Genomic DNA, 25,631 nt, shown 5'->3' with positions numbered 1-25,631 from the left:
AAATATAGAGTAAAGGAAAAAATAATTTTATCAGAAAGGGTGGTAGAATGGAAAAAAATTTAAATAAAAATAATAAAAATGAATTAATAAAAGAGTTTGTAAACCAAATTCAAGGGACTATAAATAAAAAATCAAAAATTCAAGAAAGCCAAACTACTGATAAAAAAATGTCTAATAAAAGACAAGGTGCATCTATAAAAAATAATTTACATTAATTTAAAATATAAAAAAATCAGAAAGGAGAATCTACTTAATTATTTTGAGTAGAATAAATTAAATGGAAAATATAGTTAGAGTTATGAATAATGATGAATTTAATTCAAAAATTGAAAATGGATCTGGAATTGCAGTTGTAGACTTTTTTGCCACATGGTGTGGCCCTTGTAAAATGTTAGCACCTGTATTTGAAGAAGCTGCAAATCAAGCAGGTTCTAAAGCTAATTTTGTAAAAATAGATATAGATCAAAGTATGGAATTAGCAAGAAAATATAGCGTTAGCACAGTTCCAACAATAATGATATTTAAAGATGGGAAGCCAGTTGAAACTTTAGTAGGATTTATGCCTAAAGAGAAGTTGATGGAAAAAGTAAACATGTATTTATAATATATTAAAATAAAAAGGCTGGGATTATCCTAGCCTTTTTATTTTAATATATTATAAAAAATGTAGAATTAACAACAAAAATGTAACGTTGAAGGGTATTTAAACATAAAATGATACAAAGGGTAGAATTAGAAATGAAAAAACACTGAGGAGTGAATATATATGGGAAATAAAGTAGAAAAAACAGTAAAAAAAGTAACTGACCCAGTAACTAATGTAGGAAAAGAAGTAGTAAATGGAGTTGGAAATGTAGCAAAAGAAGCTGTAAAAGGAACTATGAATGTAGGAAAAGAAGCTGCTAAAACTGGATATAATGTAGGTAAAGAAACACTAAATACAGGGTATAATGTAGGCAAAGCAGTTAAAGATAGTATAAAAAAATAAATAATTAAGTAATGTAGGATATCTATATTTAGATATCCTATATTATTTTGTGATAAATAATAAGAAATTTAATATGTAATTGAGTAAATAAAGGCCAAATAGTTAAACATAAAATATATAAGAAGATAGGATAAATATAGTTATAAAATACATATGAAAGTAAAAGGTGAGTATTTATGGATAAATTTTATTTAATGCCTCATCCACCTATTATGATAGATGAGATAGGCAAAGGACAAGAAAAACAAATAACTAAAACTATAAATTCTTGTAAACAAATAAGCGAAGAAATTAATAGTATGGATATAGAAACTATAATAATTATATCACCACATGGCTTAGTATTTAGAGATGGAATAGCAATCGTTGATAGTGATAAATTAGATGGAGATTTAAGTAAGTTTGGAGCTGGAGAAATTAAATTACAAATGACTATAAACAGAACTTTGACAAGTGAAATAATAGAAAATGCAACGGCTGAAGGTATAGGTGTAGCTCCTCTTGATAAATATACATGTGCAAATTATGGAGCTACTCTAGAATTAGACCATGGAGCTTTAATACCTCTTTATTATATAACGCAGAAGAAAAAATATAATTTAGTACATATAACATATGGTATGCTATCGAAGTTTGAACTTTATAAATTTGGAATGATAATAAGTGAGAGTGTAAAAAAATTACAAAGTAAGGCAGTTTTAGTGGCATCAGGAGATCTATCTCACAGATTAAAAAAAGAAGGTCCATATTCTTATAGCCCTTATGGGGAAAAATTTGATACTGAATTTTTAAGTGCACTAGAATCAGGAAATATGAAAAATCTACTTAATATAAAGTATGAACTAATAAAAGAATCAGGAGAGTGTGGATTAAGATCTATGTATATCTTAGCAGGAGCGATGGATGGAAAAGATATAGATACAAATATTTTAAGTTATGAGGATACTTTTGGAGTAGGATATGGTGTTGTAAAATTTAATACAACAAAATCAGAAAAAAAATTATCAGTAGAATTAAAAAAAGATCAAGAAAACAATAAAATAGAAAAGCTTTCTAAAGGTGATTTATACACTCAGTTAGCAAGAAAAAGTTTGTATTATTATTATGACAAGGGACATTATTTAAAAGAGCCTGATGATTTACCTCATGAAATGTTAAATGAAAGACGTGGTGTATTTGTTTCGTTAAAGAAAGAAGGGGAGTTAAAAGGATGTATAGGAACTATTGGGGCAATAACAGATAATGTAGCACAAGAAATAATAAGAAATGCAATAAGTGCTGCCACACAAGACCCTAGATTCCCAAAAGTATCAAAAGATGAATTAGGATATTTAGATATTTCAGTAGACATACTTTTTGAGCCAGAGCCATGTACATTAAATGATCTGAATGTTTCTGAATATGGAGTTATAGTAAGTACACTAGATAAGAGGGGATTACTACTTCCAAATCTTGATGGAATAAATAGTGTAGATGAACAGATTAAGATAGCGCTTGAAAAAGCAGGTATAAATTATAATGAAGATTTCTTAATAGAAAGATTTAAAGTAGAAAGACATAAGGAAAATAATCTGGATTATTAGATAAGTTTTATTTATATGAAAAGTAAAATTAATATATAATTTATGTTTATAATGCATTGTATCGATATCAATTAGAATAGAGTACAATAAATGAAAAATTAATAAAAACATGGGTAAATTAATCATCTGTGAATTAAGATAACCATGTTTTTATTATAATACTATGTCTATAAATCTATTTTTTTTTATCTAAAACATCAGCTAAAGTATAATCGTCAAATACCTTCATAAAAGAATTAAGAGCATAACCGATTACCCCTTTAAGCTTACATGAAGAACTTATATTACAAGTATTATTATCTTTGGAGAAACATTCAACTACATTTAAATTATCTTCTGTAATTTTAAGTAATTCACCAAGATTTATATCACAAGGATTTTTGCCGAGGCGAATACCACCATTGCGACCTTTTGTAGACTCTATATAACCTTCTGTAGCTAATTTATAAACTATTTTTTTTATATGATGATTAGATAAGTTTAAAGTTTGTGAAATAGAGTCTACTGTAAATGTATTATCAGGATTATTTCCAAGAAGTATTAAAATTCTAAATGCATAATCACTAAATTTTGATAATGTCATAAAAACCTCCACAAATATATAATATTTATATTATAACTTAAATAACTATATATTAACTATTAACTTGTTATAAAAATATATTCAATAAGAGCTATTAACAAATATTATGTAATATATAAATTATGATATAATTAATGTATTGATAATATAGATATATTTTTTAGGAGGAGTTAAGATGACTTTAATGGCAAATATGACATGGTATGAGTTTAATCAAAGAAAAGATGAAGATGTAGTAATATTACCGATTGGTTCAGTAGAACAGCATGGACCTCATTTACCATTATCTACTGATACTATAATATCAGAAGGATTTGCAGAACTTTTAGGAGAGCATATTAATGGAATAGTAATGCCTTCTATTAATTATGGATACAAATCACAGCCAGCATCTGGAGGAGGTCCATTATTTCCTGGAACAATTGATTTAAATGGATTAACACTAATAAATCTAGTAAAAGATATAATAGAAGAACTTATAAGAGATGGTATAAAAAAAATAGTAATAGTTAACTCTCATTTTGAAAATCAAGCTTTTTTACTAGAAGCTATAGACTTAGTAAGTAAATGTATGCCAGAAGGTACTAAAATAATAATGATGAGCTGGTGGGATTTAATAAGTCAAGAGACTATAGATAAAATATTTGACGAAGTACCTTTTCCAGGATGGGCATTAGAACATGCTGCTATTACAGAAACATCACTAATATTAAAGTTTAGACCAGAGTTAGTACATATGGATAGGTTAATAGATGAAAAAATAGAAGAAGTACCTAAATATCAAATATATCCAATACCTAAAGATTTAGTTCCTAAATCAGGGCTATTATCAATAGGAAGAACAAGTACAAAAGAAAAAGGGGACTTAATAGTTACCGAAGCTCTAGAACAAATGATTAAAATAGTTAAAAAAGAATTATTATAAAAAGAAAAAGGACTGATATATCAGTCCTTTTTCTTTTTATAATAGTATAGAATAATATGACAAATTGTTATGTTTAGATAATTAAAAGATAACATAAAAAAAATAAAATATATATAAGGTTTAAAATATGTTTTGTGGCGACAAAAATGTTGGAATAAACGATTTCATTAAGGAGAGATAGCTTACGCTATATTCCAAAAAAATACAAAATATTTATAAATTTAGTGCTATAATATACTATAAGGGGGGAAGGCTGATGAAAAAAATACTATATATAAACTTAAATAATAAGAGAATAAAAGTAACGCATCAGTATGACGAATATAAAATCAATTTAAACGGTGACAATTTGGTATTTGAAGCACCACCTCTAGCTGGATACGGAGTTGTAGGGTTAAATCGATTAAGTGTTTATGATAAAAATTCTTTATCGCAAAGTGGAAGTCATTTTGCACATTTTATGAAATGCAATGGATATGATTATTTAGTAATGGAAGGGGAAAGTCAAGAACCTGTATATGTATATATAGATAAAGATAATATAAGCATTAAAGATGCAAAACACATATACAATGAAAGTTATAATGTTGTCAGGGAGTTATTAAAAAAGGAATTAGAAGAAGAAAAGATAGAAATAGCTACAGTGGGAATGGCGGGGATTAATAAGGTAGATTTTGCAAAAATAATGTTTAGGAATAATAAATCATGTGGTAAAAATGGATTAGGAAAACTTATGGCAACAAAAAAAATAAAAGCTATAGTATTAAAAAATCAAGAAAATCTAGTCCCATATGATGAAGAAAAATTTAAAAGATATAATCAAATAATAGGGCAAAGAATAATAAATAGAAGTAATGTAAATTGGTATGATGAGAATAATTCTTGTTATGGATGTTGTTTAAATTGCAAAAGTAGTGCTGTAAACACAATACATGAACAAGGTTTTAGTATAGAAGAATCTAATAAAATAAATGAACTATCAAATTACTATGGTATGGATAGTCTAACACTAGCTCAAGGAATAAATACTTATAAAAAAACATTTGACACAGAAATTATTGATTTAAATTATTTTGTAGAAAATATAATAAAAAATTATGAATATTATAGACCGTTATTCGTAAATGAAAATAGCAAAATAAGAAAAAGGAAAATAAAAGATAGTGATGAAAAATTAGGTTTTTGCAAGTTATTGTTACAGAAAAATATACTTACAGAAAAAGAAAAAAAATGCTTAATAAAGTGTATTTTAGGATTGAGTATGGCAATTTAACTTAATTAGGAGGAAATTTATGAAACTTTTTGATGTAGTAAATGTTGAAGATGCTTTAAGTATAATAAAAAGTACATTTATTCAGGATTTAAAAGTCGAGAGTGTTAACTTAGTAGACAGTTTTAATAGATATTTAGCAAAGGATATAGTTTCAGATATTAATGTGCCACATTTTAGAAAATCAACGGTAGATGGATATGCAGTTCGTTTTGAAGATGTTATATCAGCAAGCACATCAAATCCTACAAAGTTAAAACTACTAGGAGAAAGTCAAATGGGTCAAGTCTGTAAATTTGATTTAGATGAAGATGAATGTGTATATGTTCCTACTGGAGCAATGATACCATTAAATGCTCATGGTGTTATTATGATGGAGTATTGTGATAAATTAAATGATAAAGAAGTATATGTACAAAAAAATACTTTATTTAATGAAAATATTGTTGAAGTAGGAGAAGATATAAAAGAAGATGAAATCCTTTATAAAAAAGGTCATTTAATAAATGAAAGAGACTTAGGCGTATTAGCGGGAGCCAATATAAAAGACGTTTTAGTATATAAAGACTTAGTAGTTGGAATTATATCGACAGGGGATGAAATTCTTAACATAAATGAAGAGATAAATGATGCGAAGATTAAAGATATAAACGCATATATTTTATATGGCCAATTTAAAAAGATGAACTTAAATCCTAAAATTTATCCACCAGTAAAAGATAATTTAGAAGATATTATTAATTTAATGAAACAAGCTATAAATGAATGTGATATTGTACTTATATCAGGTGGGAGTTCTGTAGGAAAAAAAGATGAAACATTAAAGGCTATAGAAAGTTTTAAAAATAGCAAGGTATTTGTTGAAGGAATAGCTTTAAAGCCTGGGAAACCAACTATTATATCAAGTGTAGAAAACAAATTAGTGGTAGGCCTTCCAGGTCATCCTTTATCATGTGCTTTTGTAGTTGAATCATTGATTAAGCCTTATATAAATTCATTGTTTGAGTGTAAAGAAGATAAATATATAATTTGTGAGTTTGAGTATAATTATCATAAATCAAAGGGTAGAGAAGAAGTTTTAGCTGTAAATATAAAAAATGAAAATAATAAGGTTATATGTATGCCGATATTTTCAAAATCAAGCACGATTAAACAGTTTGCTAAATGTGATGGATATATAAGGATAAATAGAGAATTAGAGGGTGTAAATAAAGGTGATTTAGTTAAAGTTTATTTATTTTAAAAATTAATACATTATAAAAAAGTTGTATGTTTTAAATAAAAACATACAACTAATTACTATTTAATAGGGAGATTTTTGTATGGGAAAATATTTAATGAATATACCTCTTGAAGATGGATTAGATCAGTATTTAAATGAAATTAAAGATTTAAAAAAACTAGAAGGTGAATTTATAGATGTTAATGATTGTTTAAACAAGGTAACTTGTGAACCTGTTTATTCAAACTTATCATCACCTTTTTATAATTGCTCTGCAATGGATGGAATTGCAGTTAAAGCAAAGTCTACTTTCATGGCAAATGAACAAAATATAATTACTTTAAAGGAAAATATTGATTATATAGAAGTTGATACTGGAGATCCAATACCTAAGGATTTTGATGCAGTAATAATGATTGAAGATGTATTATCAAAAGAAAATAAAACTGCAAAAATATATAAGCCTGCTATACCGTGGCAGCATATTAGATGTATAGGAGAAGACATAGTAGAGCAAGAAATGATAATTCCTAGCTTTCATAAAATAAGACCTCAAGATATAGGAGCTATGATTAGTGCAAGAGTACAAAATGTAAAAGTATTTAAAGGTTTTAAAGTAGGCATAATACCTACAGGAACAGAACTTATAACTAAAGAAGAAACACCTAAAGTAGGAGATATAATAGAATCTAACTCAAAGCTATTTGAAGGTCTAATAGTAGGATATGGAGCTATACCTGTAATATATCCTATAGTTAAGGATAATTATAATCAGATAAAAAAAAGTGTTCTAAATGCTCTAGATGAATGTGATATGGTGTTAATAAGTGCAGGATCTTCTCAAGGAAGAGAAGATTATACCCATGATATAATAGCAGAAATAGGAAAAGTGTTGATACATGGACTAGCTATAAAACCAGGAAAGCCTGCTATATTAGGATATGCAAGAAATAAACCTATAATAGGAATACCAGGGTATCCTGTATCCGCATGGGTGGTAATGGAAAATATAGTAAGACCTACAATAAATAAACTTACATACAAGAAGTGTTCTAATAATAAGTATATAGCAGCAAAACTTGGAAAACGAATAATGAGCTCTTTAAAATATGAGGAGTTTATAAGAGTAAAGTTAGGTAAAGTAAATGGTGAGTATATAGCCATGCCTATAAAACAAGGAGCTGGAACAATAACTAGCCTAGTTAATGCAGATGGTGTAATAAGAGTATCTCAAAATATAGAAGGAATAGCACAAGGAAGTAGCGTAAAAGTAGAATTATTAAAAGATATAGATGAAATTAATAAAACAATACTTGCTATAGGTAGCCATGATTTAATTGTAGACTTGATAAGCTCAGAATTAACTAAAAATTCTTTGGGACAGTTCAAGCTAAACTCAATATATGTAGGAAGTGAACAAGGTATATTAGCTCTCAAAAATGATGAATGTAATATATCTCCAGCACATTTGTTTAAATTAGAGGATGAGGATTATAGCAAATATTTTATAGACGAAGATATATCTATAATAAAGTTAGCTAAAAGAACTCAGGGGATAATTGTTAAAAAAGGGAATCCACTAAAAATTGAAAGCCTAGATGAGTTAGTAAAGTATAGGATAGTAAACAGACAAAAAGGATCAGCATCAAGAATATTACTTGATAATTTTATAGATAGTAAAAATATTAAAAAAAGCAGTATAAACGGATATAAGAGAGAAGAGTCTACTAATATGTCAGTTGCTAAAACGATACAAAATGATGATGCAGATTGTGCTATAGGAATATACTCAGTATCAAAAGCTTTTGGCTTAGATTTTATACCTATATGTGAACATGAATATGGTATACTTGTAAAAACTAAAAATTTACAAGATGATTCTATAAAAAAAATGTTAGATGTAATAAATTCTAATCCATTTAAGCAAAAAATAAATAGTCTTGGTGGATATGACTTGAGTCAATGTGGTGAAGTTTTAAAATATGAAAAAAGTTATAATTAAAATAAAAAGGTAGCTCTATTAATAAAAATAGAGCTACCTCTTTTATAGTGTATTTATTTTAAATATTCTTTTCCATCTATAAGTAAGGACTTTAATTGCTTGTTTTCAAATATAGCATCAAAATAGATAATATTATCCTTATTTAGTGATACATCACCTTGAGAATAAATGTAATTTCCGTTTTTATGCATTGTTTTTGTTTTTACTGAATGTTCACCACTTAATTTTAAGGCACTCCTCACTGATGATTCTGTTTTATCTGAGAACTGAGAAAACTCAGTTTCAGAAACTAATAAACTAGAAGAAGCTCTAGAATGAGATTTTAAAGGTTTTCCATTAGGACCATACTTGTCTTTCAGTAAATTATTATCAATAAAGGAAAGTAAAGAGAAAAACATTATCAGCCCAAGGACTATAACAAAAAACTTATTATTTTTTATTATTTTAACTCCCTTATCTTTCTTTTTTTTGTATTTTGGGTAACGAATAACTTTAGATGATCCACTGTTTTTGTTAATGTCAAAATTATATTTAGAATTTTTCTTATCTTCATCCCTTTTTTTGAAAGGAATAGTTTTACTAACTGTAGTTTTCAATTCTCATCCTCCCCTAACATATACAACATTCCCTTATAAGATAATAGTACTATCATTAGGACTAATATACAATAAAAGGTAAAAGTTATAATCTTACAAATACTAATAAATTTCTTCAATATATAACAAACTTATATTATAAAAATCAATTATCTTTATATAAGATATGAAAATTTAAAAAATTATGTTCTTTGAAAGTCATAGTTAACGAAGAATTAACATGAAAAAAATCTATAAATATAAATCTCTTTTACCTTCATTTAATGAATTGATGTTATTATATACAATTTCCCTTACATCATCCCTTTTAATTTTAGAAAGTTCTTTTTGAATTAATTTTTCTCCCATAGTTTGAAGTTCATCATCTCCGTAGTCTAATAAAAATTCCTTCAATGTAGTAAGGGCATTAGGAGTACAAACGTTATGAATTTCACCGCTTTTAGCTAAACTCATAAATCTATCACCAGTTCTTCCCATTCTATAACATGCTGTACAGTAACTAGGAATATATTCATCATTAATAAGCTCTTTAAGAACTTGAATAGGTGTTCTATGGTCATCTAATGTAAATTGATCTACATTCTTGCCGTCTTCACACTCTTTATATCCTCCAACACCTGTTATAGACCCCGCACTAATTTGAGAAACACCGTATTTTAATAGTTCATTTCTCATAGATGCTGATTCTCGAGTGGACATAATTATACCTGTAAAAGGTACAGCTAATCGAGTTATAGCAACTATCTTTTTGAATGTATCGTCATCAACTATATGAGGGAAATCATTTAGTTCCATACCTTCAGCTTTTTTTAATCTAGGGAAGGATATAGTATGAAAACCTACTCCAAATTTATTTTCAAGATGATCATTGTGCATCATAAGAGCTAATACCTCAAATTTAGGATCAGAAAGTCCAAATAGTACTCCAGCTCCTACATCATCAATACCGGCTTCCATAGCTCTATCAAATGCTGTTAGATGATAATCGTAGTCATTTTTTATAGATTTACCATGCATTTTTATAAATGTAGGTTTATTATAAGTTTCTTGGAATAAAATATATGTACCTATCCCTTTTTCTTTTAATTTTTTATAATTATTCACTGTTGTAGCAGCTATATTAACGTTCACTCTTCTTATATTACCATTTTGGTTATAAGTAGAATAAATTGTATCAAGTGATTCTAATATATATTCAATAGGACAGTTGTTAGGGTCTTCTCCTGCCTCAAGTGCAAGTCTTTTATGTCCCATTTTTTCTAAAATTTTAACTTCTTCTCTAATTTCATCTTGAGTTAGCTTTCTTCTTTCAAACTTATTACATCTTTGGTAGCCACAATAAACACAATCATTTACGCAATAGTTAGATATATATAAAGGTGCAAATAAAACAACTCGGTTACCGTAAATACTATTTTTTATTTCTCCAGCTATTTTAAATAGTTTTTTTAATTGAATATCATCATTTATCTGAAGTAGAGTAGCTATATCACTATAAGTCAAATTTTCTCTACTTGAAGCTTTAAAAAGAACTTTATCTATATCACTTTCTGTAGAATTTTTAGCATTTTCCAGTAATTCATTTATAAGTTCATGATTTATAAACATTTAACACGCCTCCAATTTATATTATCACCACGAGAATACTCTATTTTTAAATTAAGATTACTAATATTTTCTTCTAATTTTTTATTATATTCAAATGCTTCTAAGCCGGTAGACAATTTATTATCGTAAAGAGAATATTTACTTCTAAACTCATAAGGAGAAAGGTTTGGCATAATAACATTACAACCAGCAAGTAGTCCCAAATTACGTCCATTAGAATCAATAGAAGCAAGAGCAGTAGTTGCAGGGAGCAAAACTGACGGAAGTAGCAATCTGGCTAAAGCTAATAATAATAATGTTTTTTCAAGATTACCAGGCTTGCAATTTTTAAAGATGGTATCTTTATGAGGAATAAAAGGACCAATACCAACCATATGAGGATTTAATTTTTTTAAATAAAGAAGGTCATTCATTAGGTCTGGATTGCTTTGAAATGGAGAATCTACCATAAATCCTGCTCCAATTTGAAAACCTATTTTTTTTAAATCATTAAGACACTTTTTTCTATTTGATAATTTAAGGTTAGATGGATGAAGCTTATTGTAATGATCTGAACTGGACGTTTCATGTCTTAATAAATACCTATCAGCACCACATAAAAAATATTTATTATATGTTTCGTAAGATTTTTCTCCTAAAGATAGGGTTATGGCACAATCTGGATACTTACTTTTTATCGAAGATATTATGTCACACATTTTTTTATCATCAAAGTATAAGTCTTCTCCTCCTTGCAAAACAAATGTCTTATATCCTATTTTATAACCAATGTCACAACACTCTAGGATTTCAGATTTAGTAAGTCTATATCTATCTATGTTTTTATTGGAGCATCTTATGCCGCAATAGTAACAATCATTTTTACAAAAATTACTAATTTCAATAAGTCCTCTTAAAAAAATTTTTTTATCATAATATTTATCACGAGTATGACAGGCTAATTTATATAGATAATTCCTGTTGCTAATATTATTTTCTTTTAATTTATAATCTAAGTCATTATCAATATTTTCAAATAAGTAAAGTAGCTCATCGTATTTTAGAAAGTTTTCTTTGTATAATTTATCTATTAGATTTTTTATATTATATTTAGTCATACATTAAAAGGCTCTAGAGTTCTGTCTAATATATTATTAGCATAAGCCATAAGAACTCCGTAATTTACAATAGGGACATCTAACTCTCTACAAGATTGAATTCTACTTAACATTGCATTTCTGTTCATCATACAAGCCCCACAATGAACTACAAGTGAATAATCAGATAAATTATTACTAAAAGAAACACCAGATGTAAAATCAAAGAATAGATTTTTATTGGTTTTAGTTTTTAGCATATTAGGAATTTTAAAAGTACCTATATCATCATCTTGCCTATGATGAGTACACCCTTCTGCGATAAGAATTTTATCACCATCTTTTAAATTATTAATAGCAGAACATCCATCTATTAATGCTTTTAAATCACCTTTAGCTCTAGCAAATAATATAGAGAAAGATGTAAGTGGTATATCATTAGGTATACTTTCACTAACTTTTTTAAATACTTGAGAATCTGTTATAACTAATTTTGGTTTTGACTTAAGATTAGATAAAGTTTCGTTTAAATTATCTTCTTTAGTAATAATTGCATTACATCCAGAGTCTAAAACATCTCTTATAACCTGTTGTTGAGGTAAAATAAGTCTACCTTTTGGAGCAGCTTTATCTATTGGAATAACTAATAAAATAAATTCATTTGGGTTTATTAAATCACTAACTAATTTGAACTCATTTAGGCCTTTAGGCAAAATATTTATAATTTCTTTTTTTAATATTTCTATTCCAGTTTTATTTTTAGCAGATAAAAATACTACAGGACATGTTATATATTCATGTTTTAAATTTACAGATTTATCATTTAAAGAATCAATTTTATTTAAGACTAAGATATGAGGTATATTTTTTGATTTGAATGTTTTGATTAAAGCAAAGTCGTCTTCACTAAGTCCTACTAAACTATCTACAACTAAAAGAGCAATGTCAGTTTTAGATAATACATCCAAACTTTTATTTACTCTAAGTTCACCTAAATTACCTATATCATCAAGACCAGCAGTATCTATTAATACACAAGGTCCAATTGGTAAAATTTCCATAGGTCTAAACACAGGGTCTGTAGTAGTTCCAGCAACATCAGATACAATAGAAATTTCTTGATTGGATATGGCATTTATTATGCTTGATTTACCAGCATTTCTTTTGCCAAACAATCCAATATGTACCCTAACACCTTGAGGAGAGGAGTTAAGACTCATATTTTCACCCCCTAAAGTTCTTTTTTTGAAATACTAGTTTTTACTAATACATTATCAATATTTCCTAATTTACCTGTTAAGCTATTTATAGTGTTCATTTCGGCTAAAACTACTATACAGATTATAGATACTCCCTCTTCTTCACAAGGGATGCCCATTCTTCCTTTTATAATACCTTTGAAATTTGAAACAATTTCATTAAATTCATGTTGGGATTTATCAGGTTCTTCTAATATAGCACTTATAACAGCTACTTTTTTCATAATACCTCCTTTTCAATAACATACGCAAAATTATTTACATATAATAACTAACAACTAACCCAGGCTAAATTTTATAAATAAAAAAACTTTTCCTATATAAATTTTAAGGAAAAGTTAATATTTGCACACAAATAAGAGTGTTATTTATAAACAATTCCTTTCAGATTAGATAAACTCTTTTCTGGTAGGGTAGTTTGTTAAATTTTAATATCAATCAACTAAAGAGAGTATTTTAAAAATCTAAAGAAGATTGAAGTTAATTAAATAATAGTACTAAAAATTATATAAGTCTATATTTAAATTTTGTTTTTGGAAAGTTTTTATATAAATATAAAAGTAATAAAAAATTATTTAATTCATAAAATATAAAAGAGTTAAAAATTTCATCTTAAGTTAAACATATTAAAAAATCATTACGAAATAAATACAAAAAAATATAAAAAAATACAAAAGATGCTATAAAAATAAAATTTTATATTGATGCGAACAATTGTTTGTTATATAATAAAACAGTCGGAAAAATTGTTCGGAATTGTATGGTTAATAAATATAAAATAGTAATATTTTAAATAAAGGTAAAATATAATAGAGTATAACAAATTCAAAAAGGAGTGGTAACTAATGATGATTTCAACAAGAAAGGTACAAGAAATAACTTTAGCAAATTTAAAAAATGGAGAAGTAACTTTAATGGAGTTAAATGAAATCTATGAAAAATTAGGGTTTGTATTTGTTGTAAATCAAGGTAAACTTACTCGAATAAAAAAAGAAATTAAGCATTAAGAAATGTTAATATATAAAACTATTAGAAAAAAACCTAGCTTGGTAGGGGAGATTTATAACTAAGCTAGGTTTTTTATATTATACAACTAAAAGTAAGTATTAAGATTTAGATAATATAAATTTAGGGTATATTAATAGGAGATAAAACTATGAAGATGGTAACTTATAATATTCATAAAGGTATGGATGGAAATGATAAAATTACATTAAATAAGATAAGTAAATATTTAAAGGAATTAGATTGTGATGTTATTTGCTTGCAAGAGGTTTTGTATCCTCAATTTGCAAAATTAAAGTTAGATTTAAAGATGGATGGTGTATTTGCTATGAATGTGAATAAACCAAGTTTGATGTATGGTATATGTACATTTGCAAAAAATGAAATACAATATCATACTCATGTTTTTTTAACTAGTAAAAAAGAACAACGAGGCTTTTTATATACAAACGTATTTTCGAAACAGGGAAAATTTAATATTATAAACACTCATCTTGGGTTAGATCAAGAAGAAAGAAAAATACAAATAAGTGAAATATTAGATTACAAACAGACTATAGTCGGTAAAAATATAATATGCGGTGATTTTAATGAAAAAAATATTAATATAAATACATTTTCTGATGCAGCGGTGATTACAAAGAATAATAATTTATGCACATTTGAAAAATCAAACGCTAGGATAGATTATATATTTTCAGATTATAATATCATTATAGAAAATTATAATGTAGAGAAAATATATTACTCTGATCACTATCCAGTCATAGGTATATTTTGCTAAAATGTAACAATATGGTTACATATATGACATAAATGTTGTTTAAAAAAATTTAATCTCATATAATTTAGATAGTCTTAAAAATGAGGTGGGGGTAATGAGTAAAAGTACACAAAAGAAAAAAGGTAGGCTAGAGAGCCTAAAAGAAAATAAAAAAAGAAATATGGTAATAGGTTGTATATCAGCAGTTATTTTTTTAGGAATTATTATTAATCATTTCAATACAAATCATCTTTATAATGATAAAATTGCAAAGCATATATTTATAGATAACATAGATGTATCAAACTTGACAAAAGATGAAGCACTAGAAGTAGTAGGTAATAAAAAACAGCCAAAAAGTATGTATTTAATATATGAAAATACTAATCATGAAATATCTCCAGAGGATATAAATTTAAAATACAACGTAAAAGAAACTATAGAGGAAGCTTATAATTACACTAAAACTGATAGTTATTTTGAAAATGTAAAACGATATTTTGGACTTAAAACTAATGATAAAATCATAGAGTTAAAAGCATCATATGATGAAGCTAAGCTTAGTGAAAAAATACAAGCTGTATCAAAGGCTATAAATGTAGAAATGGTAGATGCAACAGTATATGTGTCTGGTGGTATAGGTGTAACACCATCTAAAGTAGGGAAAGAATTAGACATAGCATCAACTAAAGAAAATATTATAAAAAGTATAAAAGAAAAGAAGTATGGAGATATAGATCTTAAAGTTAACCTAAAACAACCTAAAGTAACGACTAAAGATGCTCAAAGTGTAAATGCACTACTAGGTCAATATACAACTAAGTTTTCGACTGGATTGTCTGGAAGAGTTCATAATATAAGAACTGCAGCGTATAAAAGTAGTAATGTATTATTAATGCCAGGAGAGGTTTATTCATATAATAATTTGACAGGAGATAGAAATAGATCTAATGGGTATAAAGGAGCTCCTGTTATCATAAATGGAGGACTTCAAGATGCTTTAGGCGGAGGTGTTTGTCAGGTATCGACAACACTATATAACTCTGTTTTAAGTTCAGGAATGGAGCTAGTATCAATAACTAATCATTCATTAGCATCAAGTTATGCACCACTAGGAAGAGATGCTATGGTAAATGACGGGGGAACAGATTTTAAATTTAAAAACCCTTATTCACATCCTGTATTTGTAAAAACTACAGTTGGAAATGGAACTGTAACGTCTAGTATATATGGAAATGCAGGAGATAAACCTAATTTAGATATATATGTAAAAACATTTAAAATAAATGGACGAGACGCAGCAGATACATATAGAATATATAAAGATTCTAACGGAAAGGTTATAAAGAAAGAATACGTGGATAGAAGTGTATACAAAAAACCTAAGAAATAATTAATAAAAACTCTAGTAAGCTAAATTAGACTTACTGGAGTTTTTTATTATAAAAAATCACTTAAATTGACTCATAATAAAACTTTTTATTATATAAAGATAACCTGTTCAATATAATGATTAAGAGAATAAGTTTTATAATGAAGGGTGAGAGGCTATGCTAAAAAATAAGAAAAGGTTAATATGCACTGCTATATTAGGTGTTATATGTATAAGTTTGTACTTTGACAAGAAGCAATCAAGTACAGATACTGTAATTATGGGTGGGAAATACATAAAAGAGTTTTGTATGGAAAATGATAAGGAAGTAGATAACCAAGAAGATTATTATAGTTTAGAACGATTTTTTAGACCATCTAGTTCCAAAATAATAAATGATAGAATTGAAAAATCACTATATGAAATGTATGGAAATAAGCCAAATGAAGTTAAAATTGATAAGAACATGTTAAAAACTCCAGAAGATACAATTATAAATTATTTTAGTGTTTTAAGAGAAGCTGCAAATCCATTATATAATACCAACACAGGGTGTGGTACTATGGGTGATGCTAAAGGACCTTATCCAGTTGCATATAATTTTTTAACTGATGAATATAGAAAAAAAATGGACTATAACAAATATGTTAAGTCATTTGAAAATAAATTACATATTAATTTAGTGAAGTTAAATAGGGTTCCAGGGGATAAAAATAATCCAAATGATATTAAATATTTTGTAGAGATAGAAGTGATTGAAGGGTCAAAAGAGAAGAAGGGACTATTTGCATATTACTATGGATATATACATTTAGAAAATTTAGGGGATATATATAAAATAAAAGATATGGTTTATAATGATGAAAATTATTTATGTGCGCCATATCATGGATGGTCATATGATGCTAAATCTTTTTTAGAGATAGAATATGGTGATTGGTGTTCTTTAATTGATTCAGAGATTAAAATAGAAGAAGATGGATATGAGAAAAAAGCATATTTTAAAGACAAAAACAATAATGAATATTATGTACTTTTTTATCAACTAACAAATGGAGTAGATCTAAAAATTGCTGATTATAAAAAAGATAAAAATGGAGAGTGGAAAGTAATATATATTGAACCAGAAAAATGTTTAGATAAAAATAAAGTAAAGAATTAAATTGGTATGCATAGTTAGAAAGAAATATTTAAAAATGTAAACAAGCAAGGAGATAATAATTTATAAACTCCTTGCTTTTGTTGTATTACTTAGAATTTAGCAAATTTACTAAACTTGTATCTTTAAAAAATGTATTTGCATTGTATAAAAACAGAACATCTGTAAATTTGTTGTCATTAATTAAACCATATAAGTCATTAGAATAATATTTTGGATCTATAATTATAATTTTACTATAAGAGTCAAGAAGATAAGGTACCATTGAATTTGCATAAGAATCTTTAATTAAAAGTAATTGTCTAGGTGTATTAGTGGTTGTATTAATTTCGACTATAGGATGATCGCCATTTAAAAATACTGAATATTTATCTTGAGAATCAAGTTTACTAGTATTATAAATCGTTGATTTTTTTACTTTATTATCGTAATTAACCACAAAATCTATATTTGTATTTGAAGGTAAATAAACACTTATATCATCAGAGTTATTGCTAGTAAATCCACTTTGAGAGCATAAATTACCTGTAAAGTTATTACTAATTTTTTTTACATCATAATAAGTATCAGAACTTAATAACATATCTTCTTGAAGCTTTAAGAAAGTAGTGTATGCGCCCAAAGAAGTCCAGTGTTTATCAGTTTTATAATAAATATACTTATCAGATACTTTTTTAAGAGTGTCAAATGTATTAATATATTTTATGTTATTATTTAATTTTTTTGTAAATTCATCAATATAAGATTTTTGATTTTTAACTGGAGCATAATTAGGCAACTTGTTTTCTAAAATACTAACTGAGTTTGGTATTATCGCCAAATAGGTATTTAGGTTTTTATTTTTAATAGAAAATTTATCTATTGATTCAACAGTTTTATTTATTTCATGATTATTATTAGGCACAAAATTTTCGATAAGATAGCCATCTTTGCCTAAAAAAACATCATTATTATCTTTATTAAAAGCTATTAAATCAATACTGGATTTAACTTTTATAAAAATTTCTTTTCCTAAGAAACTAGAATCTGCTGGAATACTACTAACTAAATAAGATAAAGAAATTAAAAATATTAAGATATTCATGAAAGTTGGCAAACCATATCCATTAAGTTTTAACTTATAGAACTTTTTACTAATAAAAGGAGTACATAAAACAATTGATATAATTATTAAAATAAAGTTAGTGTAAGTGTAATACAAAGAAGAATTATCGAAAATAGAATTACCAGACATAAATAACATTACTCTAATGTAATTAAAACAAGAGGATAAATTATTCATACTAAACAACATCCATCCAATTGAAACAAGTACAAAAGTATATAGATGGCAAATAAAGCTTGGAAGTGTTTTTAATTTATTTTTCAAAAATGTCTTTTCTAATAATATAATAGTCGCAAAATATATTGAAAAAAATAAATAGTTCAAACTAGAACCAGCCCAAATACCTACTAGAACCCATACTAATAATATATTTAAATATTGTTTCTTTGAAGATACTTTGTTTCCACCAAGAGGGATGTATATATAATCTTTAAACCAGTTTCCTAAAGATATAAACCATCTTCTAAAAAAGCCACAGACACTTTTAGACATATAAGGATAATTAAAGTTTGGAGTTATTTCAAAACCAAACATTTTGCTAATACCAATGGCCATATCAGAATAACCACTAATGTTAAAATAAATATGTAATGACACGGCAGCTATACCAATCCATGAAGTAACAACTGATAAATTTGAGATATCTATATTAAGAATATTGTTCCAAATTATGCCTAAATTATCTGCGATTAATACTTTCTTAGCGAGACCGATTAAAAATAGTTCGATCCCTTTACCAAGTTTACTTACACTTTCATTTCTATTAAATAATTGGTACTCTATATCTTTATATTTTACGATAGGTCCAAATATTAGTATAGGAAGTAATGAAATATAAAGTGCTACTGAGATGAAATCTTTTTGAACTTTAACGTTACCTCTATAAATATCAATTATGTAAGAAATTGATAAAAGTGTATAAAATGATATACCTAAAGGTATATATGCGCTTATTGAAGTTATATCAAAGCGTAATAAACTAGATATATCATGTACTAAAAATGCGTATAGCTTAAATGATAATAGTATAGATACGTTAACTATTATAGTAAATATAAAAAATTTTTTTCTTATTGGTTTATTTTCCTTATTTTTATCTATAAAAATTGCCATATAATAATTAAATACTGTTGTAAATAACATTAACAAAATATAGATTGGTTTTCCAAAAGAATAAAATAATAAACTGGATATAAGTAAAATCAAGTTTTTGAATTTTTTTGGAAATATATAATATAAGATTAATGTTATAGGTAAAAATATAAAAATAAAATATATATTAGTAAAATTCATATAAAAAACCTCTTTTTCTATTGATTTTTAATTTGAAATAATTAATTATAAATTAGCTTGTTTTTTTAATTGTTCTAACCATGCAGGGTAAAACAATGGTTTTAAATGAATACCGTCTTTTTCATGTAATTCATCATTATTAAGAAATAGATTAGATGTATCAATAAAAGTTATATTTAATTCTGAACACATTTTTTTTAATTCTTTATTATATTTATTTATATTTTTATAAATTGGATTTTTATCTTTTACCTGTTCTTGAACAGGAAGTATAGAATTTATAAAAATTTCAGATTTAGGCAGTGATTTTTTAACTTCTATTACTAAAGATTTATAATTTTTAATAAACTCATTCACATTATCTTTATAAATAATCATATCATTTAGACCATATAACATAAAAACTTTTGAAGGTTTTATATCTTTTAATATTTGGCAGTTAGACTTTGAATTTACTAAATTTGAACCTTTTTTTGCAATTATAGAATTAGAGTTTAAAAAATTATAAACTGCTAATCCCTCCACTTGAGAATCTCCCATAATAACACATTTTTTGAATATATTATTATAATCTATTTTGTGAAAATCTTTATCTATACCATAATAGGAAATTTGAATTTTATTAATCTGTTTTTCTATTTCAGACAAATCCCTTTTATTAAGATCGTTTATCATAGCTACATTTTTATTAATTTCTTTTGTTTCTTTTAATTTAATTTCCTTTGTTGAAGACTTAGTAGCAAAGGAGTATGTAGCAATAGCTGGTACAAATATTACACAAATCATAGAAAATGTTATTAAGAAGTTTTTCGAACCTTTTTTCATTTAACAACACCCCTTTAAAATAAATTATTTATGACTATATATTATATTAGGACAACATATCTATAATGATTAATAACAAAAAATAAAGGTTACAATATTTAAACCTTAAACTCAATGAATAAAATAAGAATCAAATAATATTTATTTTGTAAATATAAAATTAAGAACTATAAATTTTTAATTGATAGGTTTTATAGGGTTAAATATGTTAAAATATTATATTGAAATAAATACTAATAAAAATAATCCATATTATGTTAAAAACGAAATCAAATATAGTAAGGGAGAAATAATGGAAGATATAGTAACAGTAAAAAGAGCAATTAATGGCGATAGGCAGGCATTTGAAAATTTAATAGAAAAGTATTCTGATAGATTGTATAGAGAAGCGTATATAAGGTGTAAATATGAAGAAGATGTAAAAGATATTATTCAAGAGACAATTTATAATGCGTATAAAAATATTCATACATTAAATGAACCTAAGTATTTTAAAAGATGGATAACTAAAATTCTTATAAATGAATGTAATAATTTTTTATGTAAACACGGTATGATAGATTTAGAGCATAGTAAAAAATCTTATATAAAAGAACTTATAATTGGAGAGAAAGTAGAAACTAAAATATATTTATATAATGCAATAGATGAATTAGAAAATAAATATAAAGATGTAATAATATTAAGATATATAGAAAGATTAAAATTAGATGAAATATCAAGTATACTAGACATCACTATTGATGAGATAAAATTTAATTTGAAAAAAGGAATACTAGATATGAAAAAATTGTTAAATGAGGTTGATGATATTGATTACAAAAAAGAATAATAAAGACAACAATATAAGTATAAGAGAAATTGATAGATATATGGATGATTTTTATATAGATAAAAATAAAATAGAAAATATAAAGGCATCAAGAGATATGAACTTATGGGTAAAAGAATCAATAGATCAAGCTCAGGCAGATATAGAAGAAGAAAAAAAGGTTAAGAGAAGAAAAAATAAAAAGGTAGCTGGAATTATTATTTTGATTTCAATTTCTTTTTTAATATATAGTCCTGAATTAGTTCATAAATTTTATCCTGTACAAATTATATTAAAAGATTTAAATAAAGTGTTAAAAGTAGATGAAATAACATCAAAACTAGGTATAGATAAAATAGTACCAAAAGCTATAGTAGATGAAAATGGAGAACTTAAATTTAAAAAGGCTCCTAAATATAATATAGATAACTTAGATTAAGTGTTAGATTTAAATATGAATTAGATGTAAATGAAATTATGAATTTAATAAAACAACAAAAAAAGAAGCTTTGAAGCTTCTTTTTTTGAAATAAAAATATATATATTAATATTAAAAATAATAATTATATTCTATTTACATTTGCAGCTTGAGGACCTCTGTTTCCTTCAACTATTTCGAAGCTAACTTCTTGTCCTTCTTCTAAAGTTTTGAATCCGTCACCTTGTATAGCTGAGAAATGTACGAATACGTCATCTCCACCTTCTACAGATATGAATCCAAATCCTTTTTCGCTGTTAAACCATTTTACTATTCCGTTTTTCATGAGAAAAAACCTCCATATATTAAAAAAAATGCAAGCTTATTACTTAAGCCTGTTCTCTAAGTATAGCTTATATAAAAAATAAAATCAAGTATTAAGTTAATAATAAATGAAAAAAATTAAAATTTTTTCAAAATTTAGTAAAAATACAATTCTAAGGAGTACTTTAAAGTAAAAATTTTAATGTTTAAAGATAAAAAATGTCTCTAAAAAGTATAAATATACTTTTAAAATGAGAGATTTTTATTTTGAATAAATACTTTATGAAAACACAATATATAGTAGAGATATAGAAAAATGTTCGATATATTGTGTTAAAAAATTAAAAATGGGTATAAAAAAATAGTATTAAAAGATAAAGAATGGGAGCGTAGAACTTTTATGAAAATAATAAAAAGGGATGGAACTAAAGAAAATTTTGATAAAAATAAGATAATAAATGCTATATATAAGTCAACAATAAATAGCAAGTATGGAATAGATGAAAAATTAGCAAAAAATATAGCTATAAAAATAGAAGAAAAAGTATTATCTTCAAATGAAGATATAAGTGTAGAAGAAATTCAAGATAATGTAGAATTATTACTTATGGAATCAAATAGAAAAGATGTTGCTAAAAAATATATATTATATAGAGAAAAAAGATCAGATATAAGAAAATCAAAATGGCAAATGGACCAGTTACAAAAATCAATTTGGAACAATAAATACCAATATAACCATGAGAACTTTAATGAATGGTTAGTAAGAGTTTCAGGTGGAAACAAAAAAATAGAAAAGTTAATAAGAGAAAGAAAGTTTTTATTTGCAGGAAGGATATTGGCTAATAGAGGATTACCTAATGATGGAATTAAGGTAACCTATTCAAACTGTTATGTTTTACAGCCACCTAATGATAATATAGAATCAATATTTGATACTGCAAAGTATCTTGCAAGAACATTTAGTTACGGTGGAGGAGTTGGAATTGACATATCTAATTTAAGACCTAGAGGTTCTAAAGTACACAATTCAGCAAAAACTACAACAGGATCTGTTTCGTTTATGGATCTTTACTCAATGACTACAGGCCTTATTGGACAAAGAGGAAGACGTGGGGCTTTAATGATATCTATGGATGTAAATCATCCAGATATAGAAGATTTTATAGATATAAAGACAGACTTAGATAAGGTAACAAAAGCAAATGTTTCAGTAAGAATCAATGATGATTTTATGAAAGCTGTTGAACATAAAAAAACATATGAATGTAAATTTGAGATACAAGAAACTAAAGAAACTATAATTAAAAAAGTAGATGCTTATAAGTTATTTATGAAGCTTATAAAAAATAATTGGGATTTCGCAGAGCCTGGTATATTATTTTGGGATAATATAGAAAAAAATCATTTATTAAGTGAAGATAAAAACTTTAAATATGCAGGAGTAAATCCATGTGCAGAAGAACCACTTCCAGCAGGTGGAAGTTGCTTACTGGGTTCTATAAATTTAGCTGAGTTTATAGTAGAATCATTCACAGAAAATGCTATTTTTGATATTAAAAAGTTTAAAGCATGTGTATCTGATTGTGTTAATGGATTAAATGAAGTATTGGAAGAAGGATTACCATTACATCCATTAGATATTCAAAAAGAAACTGTATCTAAGTACAGACAAATTGGATTGGGAGTTATGGGAATAGCTGACATGCTTATAAAATTAAATATAAGATATGGTAGTGAAAAATCTATAAAACTTTGTGAAAAGTTATCCAGAATAATGTTAAATGAAGCAGTTAAACAATCTGCATTGTTAGCTAAAAGTCATGGAGCATATGAAATGTACAATGAAGATGCTGTAATGAATTCAAGATTTTTTAAAGAAAATATTGATGAAGACACATCTATTTTAGTCAAAAAATATGGTCTTAGAAATTCACAATTACTAACAATACCACCAACTGGTTCTATATCCACTATGCTAGGTATAAGTGGTGGAATAGAGCCAATATTTAATCTATCATATATAAGAAAGACAGAAAGTTTACACAATGAAGATGTGTACTATAAAGTTTATACTCCGATTGTAAAAGAGTACATGGATATAAATAGTATAGATAGTGAAGAAGAGTTATCTGATATTTTTGTAACCGCAATGAATCTAAAAGCAGAAGAAAGAATAAAAATGCAACAAGCATGGCAAAAGCATATTGATGCTTCTATTTCTTCTACAATAAATATACCATATGAATCAACTGTAGAAGATGTATATGAAATATATATGAATGTATGGAAAAATAATTTAAAAGGAATAACTATATATAGAGATGGATGCCAAAGAGGTGGGATCCTTTTAAATGAAAAGCCTCAAAACACTAAAAAGGAAAATATGTATGAAGAAAAAAATGTAGAAAGCGAATTAGCTATAACTACTGAAGAAAATGAAGTTGAAAATTTTGTATGCCCTGAATGTGGAAATGAGTCTATAATTCCAACTGGTGGATGTGGTATATGTCTACAATGTGGATATAGTAAATGTAATTAAATAATTCAAAACAAATAATATTAAAAAAAATTAACATAAAAAAGGATTTTATGGTGATTATGTAGAAATATGTATATGATTTGCTATTAGTATTAAAAGTGGGGTGACACGTTATGTCAGGAATAATTAAAGACATATGTGAAAATTTTATAGCAGGGCAAATTATTCGCTATAATAGATAATTTCATAAAATCTAAAAAAGATATTTACACAAATACAATAGTTGTAAATATCTTTTTTATTTATTTTAAGGGTGAATAGGCTTATTAAAAGTTAGAAAGTATAAATTTTGCACTATGGTTATTTAATAAATTTCTAATATTTTCTCGATGACTTAAAAATTTAGAATATAAATCTTCTGAGGGTCTAGGGTCTCCATAAACTTTCCAATATTTAGTTGTTTGAAATTCGTAGTTTCCATACCCCATAAATCCAACTACATCTTTAAGTGGGTATCCTAAAAATATACCTATTTCATCAGGAAATTCATCTGAATATAATTTTTTTATTAAGTGATTTAAACAGTCATCTAAATCATTTGGATTTGGATAATCTAGATATTTTAAAAAGTTTTTTATTTTAATATTACTTAATTGCTTATTTAAAGATACTTTGTTAATAAATAAAATTTTTAATCCTTTTTCTTGTTTATCAATTATTATAAATTTGATTTTTGAACAAAGCTTAAAGTGTTTTTTTATTTCAGTTAATTTATACTCTTTATTATTATCAAATGTAGGTATAGATAGTATTTCACAAGGTTTAGATCCCATAAGAACTGGACCTAATAATTCTAGTAACCACTTTATATATGATGAATTTAATTTATTTTCGCATGCATAGCATTTCATAATGACAACTCCTTATTGAAAATGATTATTGATATTAATAATATTATAATA

25 protein-coding genes are annotated in these 25,631 nt (G+C 25.8%); 15 read left to right on the top strand and 10 right to left on the bottom strand.

Annotation, left to right across the window (positions count from 1 at the left end):
- Positions 1-47 precede the first annotated feature (47 nt).
- The 4 genes from BLP75_RS18080 to amrA all read left to right on the top strand — a co-directional run bounded on the left by BLP75_RS18080 (position 48) and on the right by amrA (position 2,571).
- Positions 48-215 (top strand): hypothetical protein, encoded by a 168-nt coding sequence (locus BLP75_RS18080; protein ID WP_170139152.1) that lies wholly within the window; start codon positions 48-50, stop codon positions 213-215.
- A 71-nt stretch (positions 216-286) separates the two neighbouring features.
- On the top strand, positions 287-604 hold the full coding sequence (gene trxA / locus BLP75_RS04215) for a thioredoxin (protein WP_092724705.1): 318 nt from the start codon (positions 287-289) through the stop codon (positions 602-604).
- A 162-nt stretch (positions 605-766) separates the two neighbouring features.
- Positions 767-988 carry a hypothetical protein gene (locus BLP75_RS04210; protein WP_092723228.1) on the top strand — a complete coding sequence of 74 codons (222 nt, stop codon included), beginning with the start codon at positions 767-769 and terminating at the stop codon, positions 986-988.
- A 176-nt stretch (positions 989-1,164) separates the two neighbouring features.
- Complete coding sequence (gene amrA / locus BLP75_RS04205; protein ID WP_092723226.1) at positions 1,165-2,571, top strand: AmmeMemoRadiSam system protein A; 1,407 nt, start codon at positions 1,165-1,167, stop codon at positions 2,569-2,571.
- Positions 2,572-2,746: 175 nt separating this feature from the next.
- Here the strand turns inward: amrA and BLP75_RS04200 are convergent, their stop codons facing one another.
- Entirely contained in the window at positions 2,747-3,154 is a 408-nt protein-coding gene (locus tag BLP75_RS04200) for an RrF2 family transcriptional regulator (protein WP_092723224.1), read from the bottom strand.
- 175 nt (positions 3,155-3,329) lie between these two features.
- Between BLP75_RS04200 and BLP75_RS04195 the strand changes: the two genes are divergently transcribed.
- The 4 genes from BLP75_RS04195 to BLP75_RS04180 all read left to right on the top strand — a co-directional run bounded on the left by BLP75_RS04195 (position 3,330) and on the right by BLP75_RS04180 (position 8,573).
- Positions 3,330-4,079: a creatininase gene (locus BLP75_RS04195; protein ID WP_092723222.1), complete on the top strand. Its 750-nt coding sequence runs from the start codon at positions 3,330-3,332 to the stop codon at positions 4,077-4,079.
- A 256-nt stretch (positions 4,080-4,335) separates the two neighbouring features.
- Positions 4,336-5,352, top strand: a complete 1,017-nt coding sequence (locus BLP75_RS04190; RefSeq protein WP_092723220.1) for an aldehyde ferredoxin oxidoreductase N-terminal domain-containing protein — start codon at positions 4,336-4,338, stop codon at positions 5,350-5,352.
- A 19-nt stretch (positions 5,353-5,371) separates the two neighbouring features.
- Positions 5,372-6,592, top strand: a complete 1,221-nt coding sequence (locus BLP75_RS04185; protein WP_092723218.1) for a molybdopterin molybdotransferase MoeA — start codon at positions 5,372-5,374, stop codon at positions 6,590-6,592.
- Positions 6,593-6,671: 79 nt separating this feature from the next.
- Positions 6,672-8,573: a molybdopterin biosynthesis protein gene (locus BLP75_RS04180; protein ID WP_092723216.1), complete on the top strand. Its 1,902-nt coding sequence runs from the start codon at positions 6,672-6,674 to the stop codon at positions 8,571-8,573.
- 53 nt (positions 8,574-8,626) lie between these two features.
- Here BLP75_RS04180 and BLP75_RS04175 read toward each other — a convergent pair whose 3' ends face one another.
- The 5 genes from BLP75_RS04175 to BLP75_RS04155 form a co-directional block, all read right to left on the bottom strand.
- Entirely contained in the window at positions 8,627-9,169 is a 543-nt protein-coding gene (locus BLP75_RS04175) for a hypothetical protein (RefSeq protein WP_092723214.1), read from the bottom strand.
- Positions 9,170-9,400: 231 nt separating this feature from the next.
- Entirely contained in the window at positions 9,401-10,777 is a 1,377-nt protein-coding gene (hydG, locus tag BLP75_RS04170) for a [FeFe] hydrogenase H-cluster radical SAM maturase HydG (protein WP_092723212.1), read from the bottom strand.
- On the bottom strand, positions 10,768-11,874 hold the full coding sequence (hydE, locus tag BLP75_RS04165) for a [FeFe] hydrogenase H-cluster radical SAM maturase HydE (protein ID WP_092723210.1): 1,107 nt from the start codon (positions 11,872-11,874) through the stop codon (positions 10,768-10,770). The genes hydG and hydE overlap by 10 nt, the downstream gene beginning before the upstream one ends.
- Positions 11,871-13,073 carry a [FeFe] hydrogenase H-cluster maturation GTPase HydF gene (hydF, locus tag BLP75_RS04160; protein ID WP_092723209.1) on the bottom strand — a complete coding sequence of 401 codons (1,203 nt, stop codon included), beginning with the start codon at positions 13,071-13,073 and terminating at the stop codon, positions 11,871-11,873. Before hydF ends, hydE begins: the two co-directional genes overlap by 4 nt.
- A gap of 11 nt (positions 13,074-13,084) precedes the next feature.
- Positions 13,085-13,336, bottom strand: a complete 252-nt coding sequence (locus BLP75_RS04155; protein ID WP_092723207.1) for a TM1266 family iron-only hydrogenase system putative regulator — start codon at positions 13,334-13,336, stop codon at positions 13,085-13,087.
- A 621-nt stretch (positions 13,337-13,957) separates the two neighbouring features.
- Between BLP75_RS04155 and BLP75_RS18075 the strand changes: the two genes are divergently transcribed.
- The 4 genes from BLP75_RS18075 (at position 13,958) to BLP75_RS04135 (ending at position 17,414) form a co-directional block, all read left to right on the top strand.
- Complete coding sequence (locus tag BLP75_RS18075; protein WP_092723205.1) at positions 13,958-14,119, top strand: hypothetical protein; 162 nt, start codon at positions 13,958-13,960, stop codon at positions 14,117-14,119.
- Positions 14,120-14,268: 149 nt separating this feature from the next.
- Positions 14,269-14,901: an endonuclease/exonuclease/phosphatase family protein gene (locus BLP75_RS04145; protein ID WP_092723203.1), complete on the top strand. Its 633-nt coding sequence runs from the start codon at positions 14,269-14,271 to the stop codon at positions 14,899-14,901.
- Between the two features lie 94 nt (positions 14,902-14,995).
- Positions 14,996-16,273: a VanW family protein gene (locus BLP75_RS04140; RefSeq protein ID WP_092723200.1), complete on the top strand. Its 1,278-nt coding sequence runs from the start codon at positions 14,996-14,998 to the stop codon at positions 16,271-16,273.
- 157 nt (positions 16,274-16,430) lie between these two features.
- A complete protein-coding gene (locus tag BLP75_RS04135) occupies positions 16,431-17,414 on the top strand; it encodes a hypothetical protein (protein ID WP_092723198.1) in 984 nt (327 codons plus the stop codon).
- Positions 17,415-17,499: 85 nt separating this feature from the next.
- On the opposite strand, the gene BLP75_RS04130 is transcribed toward BLP75_RS04135, so the two are convergent.
- Together BLP75_RS04130 and BLP75_RS04125 are read right to left on the bottom strand one after the other, a co-directional pair.
- On the bottom strand, positions 17,500-19,659 hold the full coding sequence (locus BLP75_RS04130; RefSeq protein WP_242872386.1) for a DHHW family protein: 2,160 nt from the start codon (positions 19,657-19,659) through the stop codon (positions 17,500-17,502).
- A gap of 195 nt (positions 19,660-19,854) precedes the next feature.
- Entirely contained in the window at positions 19,855-20,634 is a 780-nt protein-coding gene (locus tag BLP75_RS04125; protein WP_092723194.1) for a GDSL-type esterase/lipase family protein, read from the bottom strand.
- Positions 20,635-20,926: 292 nt separating this feature from the next.
- Here BLP75_RS04125 and BLP75_RS04120 point away from each other — a divergent pair, with 292 nt between their 5' ends.
- Both BLP75_RS04120 and BLP75_RS04115 read left to right on the top strand, forming a co-directional pair.
- Positions 20,927-21,466, top strand: a complete 540-nt coding sequence (locus BLP75_RS04120) for a sigma-70 family RNA polymerase sigma factor (RefSeq protein WP_170139151.1) — start codon at positions 20,927-20,929, stop codon at positions 21,464-21,466.
- Positions 21,447-21,884: a hypothetical protein gene (locus tag BLP75_RS04115; protein ID WP_139149826.1), complete on the top strand. Its 438-nt coding sequence runs from the start codon at positions 21,447-21,449 to the stop codon at positions 21,882-21,884. The genes BLP75_RS04120 and BLP75_RS04115 overlap by 20 nt, the downstream gene beginning before the upstream one ends.
- A 124-nt stretch (positions 21,885-22,008) precedes the next feature.
- Here the strand turns inward: BLP75_RS04115 and cspD are convergent, their stop codons facing one another.
- Entirely contained in the window at positions 22,009-22,209 is a 201-nt protein-coding gene (cspD, locus tag BLP75_RS04110) for a cold-shock protein CspD (protein ID WP_092723188.1), read from the bottom strand.
- 378 nt (positions 22,210-22,587) lie between these two features.
- Between cspD and BLP75_RS04105 the strand changes: the two genes are divergently transcribed.
- A complete protein-coding gene (locus BLP75_RS04105; RefSeq protein WP_092723186.1) occupies positions 22,588-24,729 on the top strand; it encodes an adenosylcobalamin-dependent ribonucleoside-diphosphate reductase in 2,142 nt (713 codons plus the stop codon).
- 266 nt (positions 24,730-24,995) lie between these two features.
- Here the strand turns inward: BLP75_RS04105 and BLP75_RS04100 are convergent, their stop codons facing one another.
- Positions 24,996-25,580 carry a DUF3793 family protein gene (locus tag BLP75_RS04100; protein WP_092723184.1) on the bottom strand — a complete coding sequence of 195 codons (585 nt, stop codon included), beginning with the start codon at positions 25,578-25,580 and terminating at the stop codon, positions 24,996-24,998.
- Positions 25,581-25,631 lie beyond the last annotated feature (51 nt).

The organism is Romboutsia lituseburensis DSM 797 (genome assembly GCF_900103615.1).
Classification (GTDB): domain Bacteria; phylum Bacillota; class Clostridia; order Peptostreptococcales; family Peptostreptococcaceae; genus Romboutsia_F; species Romboutsia_F lituseburensis.
The sequence above is the reverse complement of the archived record's forward strand: the minus strand, read 5'-3'. Positions and strand labels throughout refer to the sequence as shown.